This window comes from Vibrio sp. V10_P2A27P122, assembly GCF_963874335.1.
GTDB classification, from domain to species: Bacteria; Pseudomonadota; Gammaproteobacteria; order Enterobacterales; family Vibrionaceae; genus Vibrio; species Vibrio anguillarum.
Map to the genome: position 1 here is coordinate 1 of NZ_CAWNHY010000086.1, position 6,471 is coordinate 6,471.

Here is a 6,471-nt window from a genome sequence, read left to right on the forward strand (position 1 = left end):
ATTATGGGGTGCAACTCAGAAGAAGCGACAACCAGTAGCACCAGCCAATCTAATGCTGATGCGATTGCACAGCAAAAAAGAGCGTTAGCACTGCAACTGAGTGAAAGTTACGCCGAGCTTGAAACCACACTTAAAACTGAAATCAGCGCGCAAAACCTATCCATTTCTGTTTCCACTTTGTTTGAAGAGCAGCCTGATTCCGATTTTAGTCAACAGATGGTTGTAGCGGACGCGCAAATTCGTTCAATGAAAGGCATTGAGGATTTTACTGAGCAATTGCTGCAACTGCGTATTGCCGATGCGTCGATGATTAAAGAGTGGCAAGAAGGGCAAAGCCCGTTGTTTGCTTTTGAGCCCAAAGGTAATGATGCGTCTTGGCAATATATTGAAGCGTTTGATGTGTACGGACAGGTGCATCAACTGGATGTATATCAAATGCCAGATGTACCCGTTTTCGTGGTTGATAGTAATAGCGAAGTGGAATTGCGCGCAGGCTTACAAGCAATGCGTGCACAGATGAACGCATTGGGTCAATCGACCACATTGACCACAGTAGAAAGTGGTAGCGTCGCCGCGCAAGCGATGGCCCGCAGCAGCGATAATAGCGCTGAGCCTATTTCCACCACAGTGCTGAAAAAAATTCGTTTAGCGGATGACAAAGAACCGTGGATCTCTGGAGCGGCTGAAATTTATGCGATTGTTACAGGCATCAATCCAAGCCGAGATGAGCCGACCATTGACTTAGTTGAAATGCCTTATTTGGATTACGACAAGCAAGATTACTTCCCAAATCAAGTGATGATCCAATGGTCTCGTTACCGTTGGGGCGCAGCCGATCTTATCTTGATGGAGCAAGATGATGGTACCGATTATAAAGAGCTGGCTAAATTACTCGTCAAAGTAGCCGAAGAAGTGCTGAAGCTTATCCCTGATCCAGAAGTGCAGGCGTATGCGATTATTCCGCAAATCACGGGCAAGATCATTGATGCGATTCCCGATGGTTTACTGGTCAACGACGACGATTATGTCGATGTCTTTTACACCTTGATGCAAGACACCAGCTATGTTGATCATCCTGGAGCGAGTGGTAACGCAGTGGCCACTTTTGAGCCTTTGACGATTAACCCGACACGTCCATAACATTTCTCTCCCCCTAGAAAGCGAGCGCGAATCTCTTATTAGCGCTCGCTTTTTCATCATTCTTGCTGCTTCTGATCATCATGGCCGATTTTGATGTGAATAGGGTTGCTTGAACGACGGTCAACGATTATATTACCCGAACTTAATGCGAATGCTTATCAAAATCTGTCGCAGTTATTTTGAATGGGAACCTATATGAAATCGTTGTTTAGTTTGGCAGCACTTGGCTTGCTTACCTCTTTTACTCTCAGTGCTAAAACCGTTTCTGTGGAGCATCAACTCGGTACCACGACGATCGAGCAAAATCCGCAACGTGTGGTTGTCATTGGTTTGGGTGCGTTAGATACATTAGATCGCTTTGGTATTGAACCTGTCGCGGTATCGAAAGTGACTGAACTGCCGAATTATTTAGCGAAGTACAACAGCGATACATACGCACCTGCCGGTTCTTTATTTGAGCCTGATTTCGAAACCATTTATATGCAAAAACCGGATGTGATTGTGATTGGGCCGCGCGCCGCAACCAGTTATGACGAGCTATCTAAAATTGCACCAACTATCGTTTTTGCAGCCGATGCAAGCCAAGGCTACTGGCAGAGTACACAACAGCAGTGGCGTAATCTAGGCAAAGTCTTTGCTATTGAAGACCAAGTGGAAGCCAAAATTGAAGATTTAGATAAGCAGTTTCAAGCACTTCGTAGCTTTAATCAGAACAACCAAATCGATGCGCTCACAGTGATGAGCTCTGGCGGTAACATTACCGCTTTTGGGCCTGAATCACGTTTCTCGGCGGTGTATAAAGATTTTGGATTCAAAACGACCGTCGATAGCATCAAAGCGACACGCCATGGCGATCTAATCTCTTATGAATTTATTCGCGAACATGATCCTAAAACCTTATTGATCATTGATCGTGATACGTTGGTCAACAAAGGGCAAAGTCACACTCGCCAAGAGTTTGAAAATGACCTGATCAAAGCGACTGCAGCCTACAAAAATAAAAGCATGGCGTTTTTAGACCTTAATGCTTGGTACCTATCCATTTCTGGTGTGACTGCTACCGAGCAGATGATCAGCGACGTTAGAAATGCTGTACACATTCACTAATTTGCCACAAACAAGCTGAGGTTAGCTTTGAAAAAGTTATTGCTTGCTTTGTTGGTAGTCAGCCTATCTTCACTGTTTGTGGGGGTAGGCAATCTATCACTAATGGCATTACTGCAAGGGGATGCCCATGCTTGGCAACTGCTCTTTACCAGTCGTTTGCCACGTTTGTTGGCGATTGTTTTAGCCGGGGCAGGGCTCAGTATCGCGGGTCTTATTATGCAGCAAATCAGTCAAAACCGATTTGCCGCGCCTTCTACCTCCGGTACCATTGAATGCGCCATGCTGGGCTATGTGTTGAGCTTAGTCTTTTTTGGTCACGGTGAAAGCTTGTGGCTTATTTTCTCGGTTTCGATTGCGGGCACTTTGCTGTTTGTACAACTGATTCAGCGCGTGCAGTTTAAAAATGCCATTTTTGTCCCTTTGATCGGCATTATTTTTGGTAATGTGGTGGAATCCGCCGCCTCCTTCATCGCTTACAAATACGATGCGATACAAAACCTTTCTAGCTGGACGGTAGCCAATTTTGCCAATTTGCTGAAAGGGGATTTCGAACTGCTCTATATTGCGATTCCGGTTGCCCTCTTTAGCTATTTGTATGCGGCGCGAATTTCGGCCGTCGGCATGGGTAAAGATTTTGCTGTGAACTTAGGGCTTAACTATCAGCAAGTGCTGGTGATTGGCGTTTGTTTGGTGTCGGTGATGTCTGCGACGGTTGTGATGATTGTCGGTCAACTGCCTTTTTTAGGGTTGATTGTGCCTAATTTAGTCAGCCACTATTACGGCGACAACTTACGCAAAAATATCCCTCGTACGGCCATTTTCGGTGCGTTATTGGTGCTGCTATGTGATTTGGGCGGCCGTTTGATTATTTTCCCCTATGAAGTGCCGATTTCGATGATCATCAGTATTCTCGGTGGCAGTGTATTTATTGTGTTGCTGTTGCGAGGACAACGCCATGGGTAAGTCTGTATGTGCGAGCATCACTTTGCGTGATCATAGCAAACTGTGGTTACTGGTTTTGGCTTCTCTGCTTTTTGCTGGGTTATTTATTGGTGTTGGATTGAACGCCGACAACTATCATTATTTTCTTTCTCGTCGTGTACCCAAAGTATTGGCGATGGTGTTAGCGGGTATTGCCATTGCGCAGTCCTCTCTAGCGTTTCAAACCATTACCCACAACCGAATTTTAACGCCCAGCATCATGGGGTTTGATTCACTTTACCTGTTCGTGCAGGTGCTAGTGGTGACTCTTTTTGGTGGCCTAAGTAGCTACGCGCTCAATGCTTATCTCAATTTTTCGTTGTCCGTTGCTGCCATGTTGCTGTTTTCTAGTTTGTTATTCGCTTTTTATTTTCGTAAGCAGCAGAGTAACTTAATGGTGTTGTTGTTATTAGGAGTCATTCTGGGGCAACTGTTTTCCAGCATTTCCTCTTTTTTGATCATGCTGATGGATCCGAATGATTTTTCATCGGTACAGTCCAATATGTTTGCGAGCTTCAACAACGTGAAAGTGGAACTTGTGTATTGGGTAACACCATTACTACTGCTGGTTTGCTTTGGCCTGTTTCGCCTGCATCGCGTGTTGGATGTTTTATGGTTGGATAACGATAACGCGGTCAGTTTAGGGGTGGATGTACGCCGAGTGACGCACCATGTATTGATGCTTAGTGCGGTATTAATTGCTATTTCTACGGCTTTAGTTGGGCCCGTGATGTTTTTTGGCTTATTGGTCACCAACTTAACGCGCGAGTGGTTTCGTTCATACCAACACCGAACCTTATTGATTGGTTGTTCCGCGATGGCGGTGTGTGCATTGCTTTCTGGTCAATGGGTGGTTGAAAAAGTATTCCAGTTTGAAACAACGCTGAGTGTGGTGATCAATTTCATCGGAGGTCTCTATTTTCTCTCCCTCCTTTTACGTAATAAAATGGTTTAATTTCATATGATTCAGCTAGATAAACTGACTAAAGTGTTTGGCCAACAAGCCGTTGTGGATAAGGCCTGTGCGCAGTTTGAAAAAGGCAAGGTCACTTCAATTATTGGCCCTAATGGTGCAGGAAAAAGTACCTTATTGTCGATGGCCAGCCGTTTGGTTAGCCGTGATAGCGGTAAAGTTTGGATTGAAAGCAAAGAGCTGGTTGAGTGGGATACTAAAGCGTTGGCTAAAAAGCTGTCGGTTCTGCGTCAAGCCAATACTCTGACCATGCGTTTTACCGTGAAAGAGCTGGTGGCTTTTGGCCGTTTTCCTTATTCGCAAGGTAAATTAACGGCCAACGATCATGCGATGATTGAGCAATCGATCGAATATCTTGATCTTAAAGCGATAGAAGATAAATACCTCGACGAACTGAGTGGCGGCCAACGCCAGCTGGCCTTTATTGCCATGGTGATCGCCCAAGATACCGATTACATCTTTCTCGATGAACCATTGAACAACCTCGATATCAAACACTCATTGCAGATCATGGCCACTATTCAGCGTTTAGCACATGAGTTGAATAAAGCGGTGGTCGTGGTGATTCACGACATCAATTTTGCATCCTGTTACTCCGATTCCATCATTGCGCTGAAACGAGGCCAAGTAGTAGCAACTGGCACAGTACAAGAGGTGATTCAATCGTCGGTTTTGAGCGATATCTACGAAACGCCGTTCAACGTATTAGAAATAGAAAACAAGCGTATTTGTATGTATTACACCCATTGATGCGGTTTAACTGCCGGTGTGCGTAACGTTACGAGTGCTGAACAGAACGCTTTCGATTCACCGTAAGCCCCCTTTTTACTGCCTAATGTTGCCAACGCAAAATGGTGGAAGCGCAGACGTTTACTGCGCGCTACAGGATGGACTTAAATATTGATATATTTCTCACTTCAAAAGAAATAATAACTTGCCTCAGATCAAGAAAAAATCGTTTGGCATGATGCTGAAACTAAAACAAAGTTGAAAGATTAAAAAATTATTGAATAATGAGGGTCACGTAAACCAAGAAGTTGTATACTTCAACACTTAGTCTAAAACAGGAAACTTACCCCATGTCGAACTCGTTTGTTTTGGTTATTAACTCTGGCAGCTCATCACTGAAGTTTGCGGTGATTGATTCAAATACGGGGGATGCCGTACTGAGTGGTCTAGGTGAATGCTTTGGGCTTGATGATGCCCGTATGAGCTGGAAGTTTAACGGAGAAAAAGCCAATTGTGCGATTCAAGGTGAAGCGAATCATCACCTGTTGGCGGTTGCAAAACTGGTTGAGCTCGTGAAAAGCTACGGCTTGATTGATGACGTCGTTGCGATTGGGCACCGCGTAGTACATGGTGGCGAGAAGTTTACTAAGACCGTTAAGTTAGACGAAAAAATCGTCAACGAAGTTGAAGCGCTTAGTGATTTAGCACCGTTACATAATAAAGCACACGCGATTGGTATGCGCGCGGCAATGCTAGCGTTTCCTGAGTTACCGCAGTTTGCTGTTTTTGATACCGCTTTCCACCAAACCATGCCAGCAAAAGCCTACACAGGTGCGATTGCAAAAGAGCTATACACTGAGTTTGGTATTCGCCGCTATGGTTTCCACGGAACCAGCCATTATTTTGTGAGCCGTGAAGCGGCAAAAATGATCAACAAGCCAGTTGAAGAAAGCAGTTTTATTTCTGTTCACCTTGGTAATGGTGCGTCAGTGTGCGCAATTAAAGATGGCCAGAGTGTCGATACCAGTATGGGTTTTACACCGCTTTCCGGTTTGATGATGGGCACTCGCTGTGGTGACCTTGACCCCGGTATCATTGAATTTCTATTGAAGAAGGGTTGGACGCAAGAACAAGTGTTTAATTCATTGAACAAAGCCTCTGGTTTCTTGGGTGTTTCTGGTTTAACCAGCGATGCACGTGGCATTCTAGAAGCCATGGAGCAAGGTCATGAAGGCGCTACATTGGCCTTCCAAGTCTTCACCTACCGTGTGGCGAAATACATCGCATCATACCTTGCAGCGCTTGATTCGCTCGACGGTATTATTTTCACCGGTGGTATTGGCGAAAACGCATTGCCTATTCGTCGTGAAATTCTACGCAACCTGAAAATTCTTGGTTTTGTGGAAGATGAGCAAGGCAACGAGCAAGCTCGATTCGGTAATGCTGGCATTATCGCAAAATCAGACATGCTAAATGCAGTAGCGCTTGTGGTACCAACTAACGAAGAATTCGTGATCGCTCAACAGTCGGTTGAGTTGCTA

6 protein-coding genes are annotated in these 6,471 nt (G+C 45.0%); all 6 read left to right on the forward strand.

Annotated elements, in window-relative coordinates:
* On the forward strand, nt 1–1,140 hold a 1,140-nt coding region (locus AACQ17_RS04655), incomplete at its 5' end, for a DUF3103 domain-containing protein (protein ID WP_141201432.1).
* Between the two features lie 195 nt (nt 1,141–1,335).
* Nucleotides 1,336–2,247, forward strand: a complete 912-nt coding sequence (locus tag AACQ17_RS04660; RefSeq protein ID WP_026028180.1) for a siderophore ABC transporter substrate-binding protein — start codon at nt 1,336–1,338, stop codon at nt 2,245–2,247.
* 27 nt (nt 2,248–2,274) lie between these two features.
* A complete protein-coding gene (gene vctD / locus AACQ17_RS04665; protein ID WP_026027432.1) occupies nt 2,275–3,210 on the forward strand; it encodes an iron chelate uptake ABC transporter permease subunit VctD in 936 nt (311 codons plus the stop codon).
* Nucleotides 3,211–3,232: 22 nt separating this feature from the next.
* Nucleotides 3,233–4,183 (forward strand): iron chelate uptake ABC transporter permease subunit VctG, encoded by a 951-nt coding sequence (vctG, locus tag AACQ17_RS04670; protein WP_088729810.1) that lies wholly within the window; start codon nt 3,233–3,235, stop codon nt 4,181–4,183.
* Between the two features lie 6 nt (nt 4,184–4,189).
* On the forward strand, nt 4,190–4,951 hold the full coding sequence (gene vctC / locus AACQ17_RS04675) for an iron chelate ABC transporter ATP-binding protein VctC (RefSeq protein ID WP_094123471.1): 762 nt from the start codon (nt 4,190–4,192) through the stop codon (nt 4,949–4,951).
* Nucleotides 4,952–5,280: 329 nt separating this feature from the next.
* A partial coding sequence (locus tag AACQ17_RS04680; protein WP_026028183.1) for an acetate/propionate family kinase occupies nt 5,281–6,471 on the forward strand: 1,191 nt, incomplete at its 3' end.